Genomic DNA, 14,563 nt, shown 5'->3' with positions numbered 1-14,563 from the left:
CGGTCAGGGCGCGACGGAGCGGTGGCCGACGTAGAACGCGAGCGCCGAATCCTCGGTGCTGAACAGGATGCGCGATCCCTTCGGGAAGAAGATCGCGTCCCGCGGGCCCGCGAACGAGACCTGCCCCGTGTCGACGTTCTCGAGGCGGAACGTGCCGGAGAGCACGACCTTCATCTCGTCGTAGTCGTAGAAGTAGTCGAGCGGCGCATCGGTGTGGTTCAACGCGAAGTAGCCCGCCGACATGGCGGAGCCGTCGGGGTTCGAGTAGACGTCCGCGATGTAGCCGTCGGTGCCCGGATACTGCTCGAGCGGCATCCGGGGCAGCTCGGACCAGAAGTCCGGGGTCACCCGGAACGGCGGTACGGCGGTGGTCACGGCGTCGACGCTCAGGAATTCAGTGCTCATGAACCAAGTATCGAGTGAACACAGTTTCCCACGTGTAAACAGTGGTGGTCGATCGTGTGGCGGTCGAGTCCTCAGGTGCCCGACTCGTCGAGGGCATCGAGATCCGTGAGCGCCTCCCGGGCGCGCTGCAGACGTGCCTCCTCCGGCTCCTCCCACCAGCGCGGGCCGCGCTCCCCGAGCCCGTGCTTGGCAAGGCCGACCCTCGTCCGGGCTTCCGCCACCGCGGCATCGTCACCTCGGCGCTTCGCAGCACCGACCCCGGAACGGCCGCGCCCGAGATGCGACTTCAGGCGCTCCACCATGTCCACAGGCAGCGCCGGGTCGGTGCGCCGCCAGCGTCGACCCTTGACGACCAGCCACCGCTCGTCGTCCTGCGCAGCATCGTCGCCCCGCGCAGGGTCGCCGTCCTGCCCAGCGTTGCCCTCCTGCGCAGCATCGCCGCCCTGTGCAGCGGCATCAGGCTGCTCAGCGCCACAGCCTCCGCGGCCCGCGTCTGCCTCATCTCCGTCGTCGCCCATGGGCGCCGAGCCTACGCGGCGTGCGAGCTCCCGTGCCCGGGGATGGCGTCGATGAGCTTGCGGGTGTACGGCTCCTGCGGCTTCATGAGGATGTCCCCGGTCTTCCCGAGCTCGACGAGCACCCCGTTCTTCATGACCGCGACCCGGTCGGAGATCTGCGCGACGACCGCGAGGTCGTGCGTGATGAACAGGTAGGTGAGGTCGTTCTCCTGCTGGAGCTCGGTGAGCAGGTCGAGGATCTGCGCCTGCACCGAGACGTCGAGCGCCGAGACGGCCTCGTCGAGGACGATGAACTCCGGCTCGAGGGCGAGCGCCCGCGCGATCGCCACGCGCTGGCGCTGACCGCCGGAGAGCTCGTCGGGCCCGCGGTTGAGGAAGAGCTGCGGCAGCGCGACCTGGTCGAGGAGCTCTCGCACCCGCTTCGCGCGCGACTTCGAGTCGCCGAGCTTGAACGAGACAAGCGGTTCCGCGATGAGCTGCTCGATCGAGAAGCGCGGGTTGAGGGAGGCGTACGGGCTCTGGTAGACCATCTGGAACCTGCGGCGGAGCGCACGCAGGCGCTCCCCCTCGAGGTCGGTGATGTCCTGGTCGTCGAAGACGATTCGGCCGGAGGTGGGCTTCTCGAGGCGCAGCACGAGCCGCGCGGTCGTGCTCTTGCCCGACCCGGACTCCCCGACCACCGCGAGCGTCTCGCCGCGGTGCAGGTCGAAGCTCATGTTGTCGACGGCCGTCAGGGTCTTCTTGCCGCCGCGCCCACCAGGCAGGGCGAACTCCTTCGTGAGGTTCTCGACCCGCAGGAGCGGCGAGCTGATGTCGGGAACGCCGGCACGCGCATCCGTTGCCTGCCCGCTCTTCGCCCCCGCGGCCGCTCCCGTCACCGCGCCTGCGGCCCTGCCCGTCGCCTTGTCCGTCACGAGCACGGTGCGCGCCTCGTGGCTGTGGAGGCTGGGCGCCGCGCGCAGGAGCTTCTTCGTGTAGTCGTGCTGCGGTCGGAGCATGACGTCGTCGGCGGTGCCCGTCTCGACGATCTCCCCCTTGCGCATGACGATGATGCGGTCGGCGCGGTCGGCGGCGACCCCGAGGTCGTGCGTGATCATGAGCACCGCGGTGCCCAGCTCCTGCACAAGAGAGTCGATGTGGTCGAGGATCTGCTTCTGCACCGTCACGTCGAGCGCACTCGTTGGCTCATCGGCAATGACCATCTCGGGCTGACCTGCGAGCGCCGTCGCGATGAGCGCGCGTTGCTTCATGCCGCCGGAGAACTCGTGCGGGTACTGCTGCGCGCGAGCGGCGGGCTCGGTGAGCCCCGCCATGTCGAGCAGGCGCACCGCCTCGGCGTGGGCGTCCTTCCGGCTCGCGAGTCCGTGGATGAGCAGCGGCTCCGCGACCTGCGCGCCGACCTTCGTCGTCGGGTTGAGCGACAGGGCCGGGTCCTGCGGGACGAGCCCGATGCGGCGACCGCGGATGCCGCGCCACTGCGCGTCGCTGAACCCCTGGATGGGCTCACCGTCGAACTTGATCTCGCCCGACGTCACGGTCGCGTTGGGGGCGAGCAGGTTGATGAGCGCGTGCGCGACGGTGCTCTTGCCGGAGCCCGACTCCCCCACGACCGCGAGGACCTCCCCCGCGTACAGCTCGAAGGAGACACCCCGCACCGCGTCGACGGCTCGGCCGCCGATGCCGTAGGAGATGCAGAGGTCGCGCACGGAGAGGAGCATGGGCCTCCCGGCCTTGTCGTCGTTCGCCACCAGATCGGGCTGGGGAGCCTCGGCTCGCCCCGCCGCCTCGGCCAGTTCTTCGGCCTGGAGCTGCTGCTGCGTCATTCGCTGGTCCATTCTCACACCTCGTCGTGTTGGATTGGTTGCTCTGGGAGCTCGTGCGTCGCCCGCTAGGCGCGGACGAGCGCCGGCCGCTTCGGGTGGAATGCCCACTCGGGCATGAAGGTCTTCATCGCGAACGCGTCGTCGCGCGCCGAGTTCTCGAGACCCAGGTAGAGCTCGTGCGCGCGGCGGACGGCGTCGTCGTCGAGCGTGACCCCGAGGCCGGGGGCCGTCGGCACGCGGATGACGCCGTCCTCGATCTTCGGGGCGGCCGTCGTGAGCTCCTCCCCGTCCTGCCAGATCCAATGCGTGTCGATGGCCGTCGGCGTTCCCGGCGCGGCGGCCGCGACGTGCGTGAACATGGCGAGGCTCACGTCGAAGTGGTTGTTGGAGTGGGAGCCCCAGGTGAGGCCGAGCTCGTCGCAGAGCTGCGCGACGCGCACGGAGCCGCTCATGGTCCAGAAATGCGGGTCGGCGAGCGGGATGTCGACGGCCTGCGAGCGGATGGCGTGGCCGAGCTCGCGCCAGTCGGTCGCGATCATGTTCGTGGCGGTCCGCATGCCCGTCGCACGGCGGAACTCGGCCATGACCTCACGGCCCGAGTAGCCGCTCTCGGCGCCGACCGGATCCTCGGCGTAGGCGAGGACTCGCTTGAGGTCCGGGCCGAGGCGCAGGGCTTCCGCGAGCGGCCAGGAACCGTTCGGGTCGAGCGTGATGCGGGCATCCGGGAACGCGGCGGCGAGGTCGGTGACGACCCCAGCCTCGACGGATGGCTCCAGCACGCCGCCCTTCAGCTTGAAGTCGCGGAACCCGTAGCGCTCCTGCGCCGCCGTCGCGAGTCGGACGACCCCGTCGCTGTCGAGCGCCGTCTCGCGCCGCACCCGACCCCAGACGTCGCTGTCGTCGTCGCCGCGCAGGTAGTCGAGGCCAGTGGCGTCGGGGTCGCCGACGAAGAAGAGGTAGCCGAGCACGTCGACCGTCTCGCGCTGCCTGCCCTCGCCCAGGAGGGACGAGACGGGCAGGCCGAGCTGCTGGCCGAGGAGGTCGAGCAGCGCGCACTCCCAGGCGGTGACGACGTGCACGGTGGTGCGGAGGTCGAACGTCTGCGCGCCGCGTCCCGCGCTGTCCTGCCAGGCGAATTCCTCGTTGATGCTGCGGAGGATCGCCCGGTAGTCGGCGACCGGCCTGCCGACGATGAGCTCCGCGGAGGCCACGAGCGTGGAGCGGATGCTCTCACCGCCCGGCACCTCGCCGATGCCGACGCGCCCGTCACTGTCCGTGAGCTTCACGAGGTTGCGTGTGAAGAGGGGCGCGTGGGCTCCGCTGAGATTCAGCAGCATGCTGTCGTGGCCCGCCACGGGAATCACGTCCCACTTCTCGACCGTCACCTGGTTCATAGCTCCGCCTCCATCGCCGCGCTGACTGGTCACGCGTGGCGTTGGCCACGGTGCCGTATTGCCACTCTAAAGAGCAGCATCCATTCGATCGAGGGCGAATTCGGCATGATCGGATGCGCCTTCGGCATTGATCGCGAAAGCCCGACCCTGGCCCCGGCGGCTCACGCGTGGCGCTGCATGAGCTCGACGACCGCCTTCACGAGGGGGTTCTCGGAATCCTCGCGCCATGCGATATCGAGATGCACGCGGTTGTAGGGCTCGGAGCGGTCACCGTCGGCGACCGGCCGGCAGATGACCCCATCCGGGGCGAGCTGCGTCGCCGACTCCGGGATGAGGGCCACGCCGATGCCGGCGTTCACGAGGGCGAGCAGCGCGGGAACCTGGCCCGCGTACTGCACGATGCGCGGGTGACTCGAGGAGGCGACGAACATGCTGAGCAGCAGGTCGTGGAAGTAGCGCGCACCGCCCGGCGAGTACATGAGCAGCGCCTCGTCGTTGAGGTCGCTCAGGAAGATCGGTCCACTGAACTCCGCGAGCCTCGAACCCTTCGGGAGGGCGAGGACCAGACGCTCCGTCAGCACCGTCGTCGACTGCACGCCAGGCCGGTCGCGCATGGGACGCAGCAGGCCGATGTCGACCGTCCCGCGCTCGAGCTCATCCATCTGGTCGACCGTCACCGACTCCTGCAGGATGAGCTGGAGGCCCGGCAGCTCCTCGGCCGCCGCCCGAAGCAGCTTGGGAAGCACGCTGTGCGCGGCGACCGCCGTGTAGCCCACCGTGAGCGTGCCCGTCGCCCCCTCGCCGACCGCGCGAACGTCGGCGGCAGCCTTCGCCGAGAGGTCGATGAGCTTGCGAGCACTCGGCAGCAGCGTGCGCCCCGCCTCCGTGAGCGCGACCCGGCGGCTCGTGCGCACGAACAGCTGCGTGTCGAGCTCGCGCTCGAGCTGCTGGATCTGACGACTGATGGGCGGCTGCGTCATCCGGAGCCGCTCGGCGGCCGCCCCGAAGTGCAGTTCCTCGGCGACGGCGACGAAGCACTCAAGCTGGACCAGGGTAAACATCAATTCACTCCCAACATTGATTCATCCACACTTTAGTTTGTTTGCGCATCCATAAGACCATAGCGTCGCAGATAGCCGGGCAAACAACTCGGAACAGCCGCACCGTGCAACGACGCACCGCGGAGACACGCAACTAAGGAGATCGACGTGCTCGACAGAATCCTCTTCTTCCCGGTCACCCCCTTCACGGCTGACGATGCCGTCGATGTCGCAGCCCTCGCGCAGCACCTCGAGCAGGGCCTCGCCCATGAGCCCGGCGGCATCTTCATCGCCTGCGGCACCGGCGAATTCCACGCCTTGAGCCTCGACGAGTACACGACCGTCGTCGACACCGCCGTGAAGACCACCAAGAAGGCGACCCCCGTCTTCGCGGGAGCCGGCGGCACGGTCGCCGACGCCAAGGCGCAGGTGCGCAGTGCGGAAGCCGTCGGCGCCGACGGCATCCTCCTCCTCCCGCCCTACCTCGTCGCAGGCCCGAGCGAGGGGCTCGTCGCCTACGTCGAGGAGGTCGCCGGGGCCACGACGCTCCCCGTCATCGTCTACCACCGCAGCACCGCCCGCTTCGACGAGCACAGCGCCGTCACCGTCTCGCGCATCTCGAACGTCATCGGCCTCAAGGACGGCGTCGGCGACATCGACCTCATGTCGCGCATCGTGCGCTCCGTCACCGACGACGCCCAGTCGCGCGGCGAGGACTTCCTCTTCTTCAACGGCCTCCCCACGGCCGAGATCGCGCAGGAGGCCTACAAGGCCATCGGCGTGCCCCTGTACTCCTCCGCGTCCTTCGCGTTCGCCCCCGACATCGCCCTCGCGTTCTACGACGCGGTCGAGTCGGGCGACAAGGAACGCCTCGCCGAGCTCAACCGCAGCTTCTACCACCCGCTCGTCCGCCTCCGGAACTCGGTTCCCGGGTACGCCGTCTCGCTCGTCAAGGAAGCCACCAAGCTGTCGGGCATCGACGCCGGCCACGTGCGCGCCCCCCTCATCGACGCCAAGCCGGAGCACGTCACCGAGCTGAAGCGACTCATCGACGACACGAGGGCACTCCTCGCGAAGCGCGCCGACTCCCCCACGGAGCAGGACCGCGTCGCAGCCACCGTCGCCTGACGCTGAGCTGAGGGCACCCGATTGTGCCCGTCAGGCACAATCGGGTGCGCCCATCTGACCACCGACCGCGACGTTCAACGACGAACCGAGGGAGACGACATGACCGCGTCGAGCACAACCACGCAGACCGCAGCCGCTTCAGCAGCAGAGACCGGGCTCCCACAGCCCTTCGACCGGAGCCCCGGGAACGAGATCGCGAGCGTCACGATCACGCCGGTCGCCTTCAAGGACCCGCCGCTGCTGAACACGGTCGGCGTCCACGAGCCGTACGCGCTGCGCGCGATCGTGCAGGTCCGGACACGAGCCGGGCTCACGGGGCTCGGCGAGACCTACGGGGATGCACCCCACCTGCACCGCCTCTCCCTCGCCGCGGATGCCGTCGTCGGCGTGAACGTGTTCGACACCAACCGGCTGCGTTTCCAGGTGGCCGCGGCCCTCATCGCCGACACCTCGCAGGGCGGGCACGGCATGAGCGGCATGGTGACCGGGTCGAGCACCGCCGACCGCGTCCTCTCCCCCTTCGACGTCGCCGCCCTCGACCTGCAGGGCAAGATCCTCGGAGTGCCAGTCAGCTCGCTCCTCGGGGGCGCCCTCCGGCCGGAGGTCGCCTTCAGCGGCTACTTGTTTTACAAGTGGGCCGGCCATCCCCCTGCTCCGAGTGGGTCCTCCAAGTGGGCCGGCCATCCCGGCGCTGGCGACGACGAGTTCGGCGAAGCCCTCACCCCCGAGGGCATCGTCGAGCAGGCACGCCAGCTGGTGGACGGCTACGGCTTCACGGCCCTCAAGCTCAAGGGCGGCGTCTTCGAACCCGACCAGGAGATCGCCGCGATCCTCGCCCTCGCCGACGCCTTCCCAGACCTCGGGCTCCGACTCGACCCGAACGCCGCCTGGAGCGTCGACACTTCTCTGCGCGTCGCCAAGGCCCTCGAATCTTCGCTCGAGTACCTCGAGGACCCGACCCCGGGCCTCGCCGGCATGGCCGAGGTGCGCCGCGGCACGACGCTGCCGCTCGCCACCAACATGTGCGTCGTGAGCTTCGCCGACGTGAAGCCCGCCGTCGAGCAGGGCTCCATCGACATCGTGCTCTCCGACCACCACTTCTGGGGTGGGCTCACCCGCTCGCGCACCCTCGGCGGGCTCGCCGAGTCGCTCGACTGGGGCCTGTCCATGCACTCCAACTCGCACCTGGGCATCAGCCTCGCCGCCATGGTGCACCTCGCCTCCGCGACCCCATCGCTCAGCTACGCGTGCGACACCCACTGGCCGTGGAAGCAGACAGACGAGGACGTCGTCACGCACGACCTCTCGTTCGTGAACGGCGCCGTCCGGGTGCCGACAGGCCCCGGCCTCGGCGTCGAGCTCGACGAGGACGGCCTCGCGAAGCTGCACGAGCAGTTCCTGGCGAGCGGCATCACGCAGCGCGACGACACCGGCTACATGCAGCGCTTCCAGCCCGACTACACCGTCGCCAGCCCACGCTGGTAGCCGCGAGCCCCGCCGCCCCTTCGAGAGAGCCGGAGACCGCCATGCGCATCCTCGTGACCGACCCGATCATCGCCCGCTTCGCGGAGCTCCTCGCCCGCACCGAGCGGGAGCACGAATGGAGCTTCGCGGCCGAGCTCGGCCCCGCGGAGCTGGAAAGCGCGCTCCGCGGGGCCGACATCGTCATCGCCTCCGTGCTCACCGCCCAGCAGGCGTCGTCGCTCCGACCCGACGCGCTCCTCCACGTCACCGGCGCGGGGGCCGACCGCGTGAGCGTCGACGCCCTGCCACCGGGGGTGACCATCTGCAACACCGGCCATCACGGCGCGGCCATCGCCGAGCACGTCGTCATGACGGCGCTCATGCTGCGCCGGCGAGCCCTGCAGGCGGATGCGCAGATGCGCGCGGGCGAGTGGCGCACCATCGGCAACGACGCGAGCGTCCCCTTCCACCCGATGCTGCGCGGAACCACCCTCGGGCTCCTCGGGGTCGGCGAGATCGGCACCGAGGTGGGTCGCCTCGCGCAGGCCCTCGGCATGCGCCTCATCGCGCTCCGGCAGCGGCCGGATGCTCGCCGCCCCGACGGGATCGACCTCGCGGAGGTCTTCGGGCCAGACCGGCTGCTCGACTTCGTGGCGGCGTCCGACGTGCTCGTCGTCTCCATCCCCCTCTCGGAGCGCACGCGCGGCACGATCGGCGCCGCCGAGCTCGCCGCCGCGAAGCCCGAGCTGGTGCTCATCAACGTCGCGCGCGGCGGGGTCGTCGACGAAGACGCCCTCTTCGACGCGCTCGCCGAGGGACGCATCGCCGGCGCCGGCATCGACGTGTGGTGGGGAGCTCCGGATGCGGACGGCCACGCTCCCGCGTCGGTCGAGCGCTTCTCGCCCCTCGCCAACACTGTGCTCACGCCTCACCACTCCGGCCACGCCCGCCAGGTCTTCGAGCTGCGGGCCGCCGACATCGCGCGCAACATCGACCTGCGCGCGGCCGGCCTGCCCCTGGAGCGCGTCATCCGCTAGCCCCATTCCCTGACCCCTGCCACTGCCCCTCCCCTGCCGCAGGCTCACGGGGAGATGGTGTCGCGGATGCTGCGGTGCGTGCGCGTCCGCCTGCTCGCCCAGACCTGTGGATTCAGCACCCACCCCCAGCCCAACACGTGCGCAACCCCCAGGTCTGCACAGCACGCCCCCGCGTCCCCACAAACCTGGGACGTCAGCGCCCACGCGCAGCCCAACACGTGCGCAACCCCCACGTCTGCACAGCACGCCCGGCCCAACGCGTGCGCAACCCCAATGTCTGCACAGCACACCCCCGCGCCCCCACAGACCTGGGACGTCAGCACCCACGCCCGGCCCAGCAGGTGCGCAACCCCCAGGTCTGCACAGCACGCCCCGCGTCCCCACAAACCTGGAACTTCAGCACCCACGCGCAGCCCAACACGTCCGCAACCCCCAGGTCTGCACAACACGCCCCGCGTCCCCACAAACCTGGGACGTCAGCACCCACGCCCGGCCCAACACGTGCGCAACCCCCAGGTCTGCACAGCACGCCCCGCGCCCCCACAAACCTGGAACTTCAGCACCCACGCGCAGCCCAACACGTCCGCAACCCCCAGGTCTGCATAGCGCGCCCGGCCCGACGCGTGCGCAACCCCACGGTCTGCACGGCGCGCCCCCGCGACCCCCACAAACCTGGGACGTCAGCACCCACGCGCAGCCCAACACGTCCGCAACCCCCAGGTCTGCATAGCGCGCCCGGCCCAACGCGTGCGCAACCCCACGGTCTGCACGGCGCGCCCCCGCGACCCCCACAAACCTGGGACGTCAGCACCCACGCCCGGCCCAACAGGTGCGCTACTCCAAGGTCTGCATAGCGCGCCCGGCCCAACGCGTGCGCAACTCAATGTCTGCACAGCACACCCCCGCGCCCCGACAGACCTGGGACTTCATCACCCACGCCCGGCCCAGCAGGTGCGCTACTCCAAGGTCTGCACAGCATGCCCGGCAGAGTCTGCACAGCATGCCCGGCACCACTCCAGACCTGGGGGTTCGACGTCAACGGCTGCCCGGCGGAATGCGCGAACCCCAGGTCTGCGCTGCAAGGGAGCAGACACCGGCACAGGCGCGAGCGCGAGCGCTCAGGCGAGCAACTGCACGAGCTGCGTCGCCACGAGGAGCACGCAGCCGAGGAGGGACGCGCCGAGCGCGAGCCGCTTCGTGCGCGTCTTGTCGAGATGCGGGGTGATGAACCTGCTCGCGACGAAGCCGAGCAGGACGACGGGGATCATCCACAGGACGACGAGCCACGTCTGCGGGGCGACCGCACCGAAGGCGAGCAGCAGGCCGAACGAGATGATCGACCCGACGAGCAGGAACGCCGACAGCGTGCCGCGCAGACGAGCAGAGTCCGAGCCCTGCCAGATGATGGCCATGGGCGCCCCGCCGATGGAGGTGGTGGTGCCCATGACGCCGGATGCGGCACCCGCCACGATCTGCGACCACCTGGTGACCTTCGGGGCCCACCCGCGCAGCGAGAACACGACGCCGGTGACGACGGTCGCGACCACGACCCACGAGAGCACGGCGGGTGCCATGACCGTGACGAGCAGCGCCCCCGCGACGCTGCCGGGAACGCGGCCGACGAGGGCCCAGCCCGCGCCCCGCAGGTCGAGCGAGTCCTTCTCGGCGACCGTCACGATCGAGGTGAGGAGGATCGACATGATGATGACGGTCGCCGGCAGGAGGGCCGGGTCGATGAGCGCGATGAACGGGGCCGCGAGCATCCCCATCCCGAAGCCGATGCCGGCCTGCAGGCAGGAGGCGGCGAGGAAGATGACGACGAGCGCAACCCACTCGGCCGGAGTCATCGTGCGACTCCGGCCGAGTGGGTGACTGCGGCGCCAACCGCAGGCTCAGACTGCAGATCCTGGATGAGGTTCACACCTCGCCGGCGGGCTCGCGCGTGGGGAGCGCCGGGCGGAGCTTCACCTTGGTGGCCTTCTGCATGAGGCGCCACTTCTGGTTCGGGTCGGTCGCGATGCGCAGCCAGGAGGCCAGCACGTTCGCGGCGACGGCCGTGATGACGATCGCGAGGCCGGGAAGCACCGAGAGCCACCACGCCTGCTGCAGGTACTGGCGTCCCTGCGCCACCATGAGGCCCCAGCTGACGTCTGGCGATTGCACGCCGATGCCGAGGAAGCTCAGCGACGACTCCGCGAGCATGACGTAGCAGAACTCGAGCGTCGCGAGCGTGACGAGGGTCGGCACGACGTTCGGCACGATGTGGCGGAAGATGATGCTCCGCGGCTTGGTCCCGAAGTTGGTCGCCGCATCCACGAACATGCGCGAACGCAGTTCAGCGGCCTCGGCCCGCGCGGTACGCAGGTAGATCGGGATGCGGGTCAGCGCGAGCACCGCCACGATGTTCGCGAGGCTCGGGTTGAAGACGTACAGGATGACGACGGCGAGCAGCAGCGACGGGAAGCTCATGATGATGTCGGCGATGCGCATCGACACCGACTCGCGCCAGCCCCGGAAGTAGCCGGCCCAGACACCCCAGATGGAGCCGATGATGAGCGCCACGAGCACGGCGGGCACCGCGACGCCGAGCGTCGTCCCCGTCGCGATGACGAGGCGCGCCAGCATGCTGCGGCCGAGCGAGTCGCTGCCGAGGATGAATGCCCAGCCGTTGTCGAGGCTGAAGGGGGCCAGGTTGATCGCCGTGAGGTCCTGCTTCGACGCGAGCTCGCCCACCATGAGCGGGCCGAAGACCGCCACGACGGCCACGACGGCGAGGACGGCGGCCGCGACCGTCGCGACCTTGTCCTTGAGCAGCAGCGTGAACATGGAGGGCCGCTCGGCGACGTTCCGCTCGCGCTTCTCCTTCTGCAGGAGCACGTTGGTCGTCGCGGGGGGCTGCTGCGGGGCGGCTCCCGTGCTCGGGCCGCCCGAGATCGGTGGGTTCTGGGGGTCAGACATGCGCCTTGCCCTTCTCTGCGTTGCTGCCGGAGGTGCGAGCGGCAGCTCCGGCCGCGTCCCGCTTGTCGTCCTTGTTCGTCGGGCGGATGCGCGACTGCTTAGCGGCGGGCCTGACCCGCGGGTCGAGGAGCGCGTAGCCGAGGTCGATGAGGATGTTGAGGATGAAGATCGACAGGGCCGTGATGAGCACGGCGGCCTGCAGCACGGCGAAGTCGCGTTGCAGGATCGAGTCGATCATGAGCTTCCCGATGCCGGGCCAGCCGAAGATCGTCTCGACGACGACCGCGCCGTTGATGAGGCCGACCGTGAGGTCACCCGCCACCGTCAGAGCTGGGGCCGCCGCGTTGCGCAGCGCGTGCTTGAACACGACCCGGAGCTGGCCTGCGCCCTTGCTGCGGGCCACCTTGATGAACGGCTGCCCGAGCACGCTCACCATGGAGCCGCGGACGATCTGCGTGAGCACACCGACGGGCCTAAGCATGAGCGTCGCTATGGGGAGGATCCAGGAGAGCCCGCCGCTGTCGACGCCCGAGGTGGGCAGCCAGCCGAGCGTGATCGCGAAGATCCAGATGCCCATGATGGCCAGCCAGAAGTCCGGAACGCTGGCGGCGGCCATCGAGAAGAAGCTCGCGATGCGGTCGGCGACGCCGTTGGGCTTGAGCGCCGCCCAGCTGCCGATGATGACGGCGAGGACCACGGTGAGGAGCATCGTGACGCCGGCCAGCTGCAGCGTGGCCGGGAAGGCCCGCAGCACCATGGCTGCTGCGGGCTCTCCCGTTCGGAGGGACTCGCCGAAGTCGAAGCGCAGCACCCCGGAGAAGTAGTTGACGATCTGCATCCACAGCGGCTGGTCGAGCCCGTTGCGGACCGCGAAGTCCTCTTTCATCTGCTCCGTCGCGTTGAGCGGCAGGTACAGGCTCGCCGGGTTTCCGGTGAGGCGAGCCAGGATGAACACGCCGAGGACGACGGCCACGAGCGGCAGCAGGCTGGAGACGATTCTGGTTCTGAGATAGGTCCACATGAGCGGCTGCTTTCTCCGGGGTGGCGGGCGGCCGTCAGGCCGCTGGCTTCACCTCGGCGATGCGCAGCTCGTCGCCGCTCGCCGAGTTCGGCTCGTAGGTGATGCCAGACGCGATGCCGAGCAGGCCCGTCTGGTGCGCGATGTGCGCGAACTGCACGATCTCCTCGTTCTGGTCGGCGAAGATCTGCTCGTACGCCGTCTGTCGCTCGTCGCCGGAGGTCTTCGCCGCAGCGTCGAGCTTCTGGTCGAACTCGGGGGTGCCGAACGTCGACTGGGCTCCCGTGGAGCTCATGTACTGGTCGACCGTGAACTGGGCGTCACCGGCCTGGTTGCCGTGCTGCACGAGCAGCGCGATGGGGCCCTCGTTCGTGACGAACGGGCGCAGCTGGTACTGCAGGTGCTGCGTCGTGTCGACCATGCGGAGCTCGACGTTCAGGCCCGCCTGGGTGAGCTGCTCCTGCAGGACCTGCGAGAGCTCGTTGACCTTCGGGAACTGCGCGGTCCGCGTCACGAGGGTGATCTTCGTGTCCACGGGCACGCCGTCGGCCTTGGCCTCGGCGACGAGCGCCTTCGCCTTGTCGAGGTCGAACGCCCACGGCTCGAGCGAGTCGTTGTGTCCGACGACACCTTCGGGGATCAGCTGCGAGGCGACGACGTCGCCGTTCGGGTAGAGGGAGGAGATGATGCCCTCCTTGTCGACGGCGAAGTTGATCGCCTGACGGACGCGGATGTCATCCAGCGGCGCGATGTCGCCCGAGAAGCGGAGCGCGATCGTCTCGTTGTTCGGGTAGCTGACGCCGTTCTCGCCGATGCCGTCATCCGGGCTGAGGCCCATCGCGATGTCGGCCTCGCCGCCCGTGATCATGGCGGCACGGACCGTGCCCTCGCCGCGCCACTGGTAGTCGACCTGCGGGTAGGCGGGGGCGTCGCCCCAGTAGCCGTCGTAGGCGTTCAGCGTGAGCTTCGTTCCCACGTCCCACTGCCCGATCTGGTACGGGCCGGTGCCGATGGGCTCGCGGACCTTGTCGGTAGTGCTCGTCGTGGTCGGGACGATCTCGATGAAGGACAGCTTCAGAGGGAGGATGGGGTCGGCCTCGGGCGTCGTGACGGTGAGCGTCGTCGCGTCGACCGCGTTCACCTCGAGGTCGGTCTCGCCGAAGACGTAGCCCTCGACGTTGCAGCCGAGGTCGCTGTTCACGGCGCGGTCGATCGAGAAGGCCGCAGCCTCGGCGTCGAAGGGGGTGCCGTCCTGGAAGGCGACGTCGTCACGCAGCGTGAAGGTCCACTCGGTGTCGCTCGTCTGCTCCCATTCGGTCGCGAGCAGCGGGTCGAGGTCGCCCGTCGTGGGGTTGCGCTCGATGAGCGGCTCCGTGATGTTCGAGCGCACGACGACGCCCGTCGAGGTGAGGTTCGCCTCGCAGGGCTCGAGCGTCGGCGGCTCCTGCTGAAGGACGACCCGGAGCGCACCGGCCGCTCCGCCGCCGGTGCCGCCCGCGGCGCCGTCCGAGTTGGCGACGGCGCAGCTCGTGAGCAGCAGCGCGGCGGCCCCGACGGCGACGGCCTTGGTGACGGATGCGATGGGACGGCGCGCGCGTGACGGGCGGTGAGCTGGGGATCGCCCGATGGTCGGGGACGGTTCGTGTGAAGAAGACATCGTTGTTCCTCCGGTGTTGTGAACTCGAGAGCCTTGCCCTGAGTCAGTGGTTCTCCTCGTTGAGACGCCTTCAGCTTGTGTCCGCCGATTCGGCGGCGTCAACAGAGCTGAGCGAGGGAGC

12 protein-coding genes are annotated in these 14,563 nt (G+C 69.6%); 3 read left to right on the top strand and 9 right to left on the bottom strand.

The genetic code is table 11. The annotated features are described in order from the left end of the window. Window positions 1–3 precede the first annotated feature (3 nt). The 5 genes from C5E06_RS07440 to C5E06_RS07420 all read right to left on the bottom strand — a co-directional run bounded on the left by C5E06_RS07440 (window position 4) and on the right by C5E06_RS07420 (window position 5,201). Window positions 4–405, bottom strand: a complete 402-nt coding sequence (locus C5E06_RS07440) for an ethanolamine utilization protein (RefSeq protein WP_104240990.1) — start codon at window positions 403–405, stop codon at window positions 4–6. Between the two features lie 71 nt (window positions 406–476). Beyond that, complete coding sequence (locus C5E06_RS07435; protein WP_104307236.1) at window positions 477–761, bottom strand: biopolymer transporter Tol; 285 nt, start codon at window positions 759–761, stop codon at window positions 477–479. Between the two features lie 173 nt (window positions 762–934). After that, window positions 935–2,746, bottom strand: a complete 1,812-nt coding sequence (locus C5E06_RS07430; protein WP_258067556.1) for an ABC transporter ATP-binding protein — start codon at window positions 2,744–2,746, stop codon at window positions 935–937. A 65-nt stretch (window positions 2,747–2,811) separates the two neighbouring features. Further along, a complete protein-coding gene (locus tag C5E06_RS07425) occupies window positions 2,812–4,140 on the bottom strand; it encodes an enolase C-terminal domain-like protein (protein WP_104306476.1) in 1,329 nt (442 codons plus the stop codon). 161 nt (window positions 4,141–4,301) lie between these two features. Further along, window positions 4,302–5,201: a LysR family transcriptional regulator gene (locus tag C5E06_RS07420; protein WP_104240988.1), complete on the bottom strand. Its 900-nt coding sequence runs from the start codon at window positions 5,199–5,201 to the stop codon at window positions 4,302–4,304. 147 nt (window positions 5,202–5,348) lie between these two features. On the opposite strand from C5E06_RS07420, the gene C5E06_RS07415 reads away from it, so the two are divergent. From C5E06_RS07415 to C5E06_RS07405, 3 genes are all read left to right on the top strand, one after another. Then, the gene (locus C5E06_RS07415; protein WP_104240987.1) at window positions 5,349–6,308 is read left to right on the top strand and encodes a 5-dehydro-4-deoxyglucarate dehydratase; all 960 of its coding nucleotides are present in this window, start codon (window positions 5,349–5,351) and stop codon (window positions 6,306–6,308) included. 99 nt (window positions 6,309–6,407) lie between these two features. Then, window positions 6,408–7,793: an enolase C-terminal domain-like protein gene (locus tag C5E06_RS07410; RefSeq protein ID WP_104306475.1), complete on the top strand. Its 1,386-nt coding sequence runs from the start codon at window positions 6,408–6,410 to the stop codon at window positions 7,791–7,793. Window positions 7,794–7,834: 41 nt separating this feature from the next. Continuing rightward, window positions 7,835–8,809: a 2-hydroxyacid dehydrogenase gene (locus tag C5E06_RS07405; protein ID WP_104306474.1), complete on the top strand. Its 975-nt coding sequence runs from the start codon at window positions 7,835–7,837 to the stop codon at window positions 8,807–8,809. A gap of 1,118 nt (window positions 8,810–9,927) precedes the next feature. Here C5E06_RS07405 and C5E06_RS07400 read toward each other — a convergent pair. From C5E06_RS07400 to C5E06_RS07385, 4 genes are all read right to left on the bottom strand, one after another. Beyond that, window positions 9,928–10,656 carry a sulfite exporter TauE/SafE family protein gene (locus C5E06_RS07400; RefSeq protein WP_104306473.1) on the bottom strand — a complete coding sequence of 243 codons (729 nt, stop codon included), beginning with the start codon at window positions 10,654–10,656 and terminating at the stop codon, window positions 9,928–9,930. A gap of 70 nt (window positions 10,657–10,726) precedes the next feature. After that, complete coding sequence (locus C5E06_RS07395) at window positions 10,727–11,767, bottom strand: ABC transporter permease (RefSeq protein WP_104240983.1); 1,041 nt, start codon at window positions 11,765–11,767, stop codon at window positions 10,727–10,729. Beyond that, a complete protein-coding gene (locus tag C5E06_RS07390) occupies window positions 11,760–12,788 on the bottom strand; it encodes an ABC transporter permease (RefSeq protein WP_104240982.1) in 1,029 nt (342 codons plus the stop codon). Before C5E06_RS07390 ends, C5E06_RS07395 begins: the two co-directional genes overlap by 8 nt. Window positions 12,789–12,822: 34 nt before the next feature. Next, entirely contained in the window at window positions 12,823–14,442 is a 1,620-nt protein-coding gene (locus tag C5E06_RS07385) for an ABC transporter substrate-binding protein (protein ID WP_104306472.1), read from the bottom strand. Window positions 14,443–14,563 lie beyond the last annotated feature (121 nt).

This window comes from Pseudoclavibacter sp. RFBI5, from assembly GCF_002931395.1.
GTDB lineage: Bacteria > Actinomycetota > Actinomycetes > Actinomycetales > Microbacteriaceae > Pseudoclavibacter.
The sequence above is the reverse complement of the archived record's forward strand: the minus strand, read 5'-3'. Positions and strand labels throughout refer to the sequence as shown.

Coding starts and splice junctions, on each gene's coding strand:
- C5E06_RS07440 (WP_104240990.1), bottom strand. CDS start 405: ATGAGCACTGAATTCCTGAGCGTCGACGCCGTGACCACCGCCGTACCG.
- C5E06_RS07430 (WP_258067556.1), bottom strand. CDS start 2,746: ATGACGCAGCAGCAGCTCCAGGCCGAAGAACTGGCCGAGGCGGCGGGG.
- C5E06_RS07425 (WP_104306476.1), bottom strand. CDS start 4,140: ATGAACCAGGTGACGGTCGAGAAGTGGGACGTGATTCCCGTGGCGGGC.
- C5E06_RS07420 (WP_104240988.1), bottom strand. CDS start 5,201: ATGTTTACCCTGGTCCAGCTTGAGTGCTTCGTCGCCGTCGCCGAGGAA.
- C5E06_RS07410 (WP_104306475.1), top strand. CDS start 6,408: ATGACCGCGTCGAGCACAACCACGCAGACCGCAGCCGCTTCAGCAGCA.
- C5E06_RS07405 (WP_104306474.1), top strand. CDS start 7,835: ATGCGCATCCTCGTGACCGACCCGATCATCGCCCGCTTCGCGGAGCTC.
- C5E06_RS07400 (WP_104306473.1), bottom strand. CDS start 10,656: ATGACTCCGGCCGAGTGGGTTGCGCTCGTCGTCATCTTCCTCGCCGCC.
- C5E06_RS07395 (WP_104240983.1), bottom strand. CDS start 11,767: ATGTCTGACCCCCAGAACCCACCGATCTCGGGCGGCCCGAGCACGGGA.
- C5E06_RS07390 (WP_104240982.1), bottom strand. CDS start 12,788: ATGTGGACCTATCTCAGAACCAGAATCGTCTCCAGCCTGCTGCCGCTC.
- C5E06_RS07385 (WP_104306472.1), bottom strand. CDS start 14,442: ATGTCTTCTTCACACGAACCGTCCCCGACCATCGGGCGATCCCCAGCT.